The 840-nt window shown below is 69.4% G+C and carries 1 protein-coding gene; it reads right to left on the bottom strand.

Annotated features, from left to right (window positions below; all coding sequences use genetic code 11):
- The coding region (locus LPA42_RS33400) for an AMP-binding protein (protein ID WP_228987144.1) at positions 1-831 on the bottom strand (831 nt) is incomplete at its 3' end.
- Positions 832-840 lie beyond the last annotated feature (9 nt).

An 840-nucleotide genomic window follows, 5' to 3' on the forward strand; every position in this document is an offset into this window, starting at 1 on the left:
GTGCAGCATTCTGCTGTCGGGGCCGATGGCGCACTCGTCGGCCATCCAGGTCAGGAAGTTGGTCAGCTTCTCGTGCGTCAACACCACACCCTTCGGGATGCCCGTCGACCCCGACGTGTAGATCACGAACGCCGGCCCATCCACCGCGACCGTCGGCAGGTCGCCAGCCTCCGCAGCCTCGATCTGCGGCCACTCCTCGTCCAACGCCACGACCCGCACCCCGTCCGGGCACGGCACCCGAGGGGCGACCTCACCCACGGTCAACACCACCCGCGCACCATGATCAGCCAACAACACCCGCATCCGCTCCGCCGGCCACGCCACATCCATCGGCGTATACGCCGCACCCGCCCGCAACACCCCCAACGCCGCCACCAACGTCCACAAACTCCGATCCAACGCCAACGACACCACATCACCGGCACCCACACCCACCGACCGCAGAAACCCCGCCACCAACCCCGACCTGCGCTCCAACTCCCCATACGTCAACACCACACCACCCGCCACCCCCGCCACCGCCTCCGGCGACCGCTGCGCCCACCCCACCACCAGGTCATGAATCGGCGTGGTCGGCACCTCCCGCACCGGACCCCGACCCCACCCCAACAACCGCTCCCGCTCCACCACCGACACCAACGTGAGCCCCGACAACGCCACCTCCGTCCCGGCGACACCCGCCGACACCAGCGTCACCACCGCATCCACGAACCCCCGCACCCACCCCGCCGAAAACTCCTCCACCGCAAAGTCCACCCGCAACCCCGACCCATCACCAGCCACCCACACCACCACACCGGCATCCACCACACCCGGCCCCACCTCGCCCACCGGCCCATC

The organism is Micromonospora sp. DH13, assembly GCF_020873825.1.
Lineage (GTDB): Bacteria > Actinomycetota > Actinomycetes > Mycobacteriales > Micromonosporaceae > Micromonospora > Micromonospora haikouensis.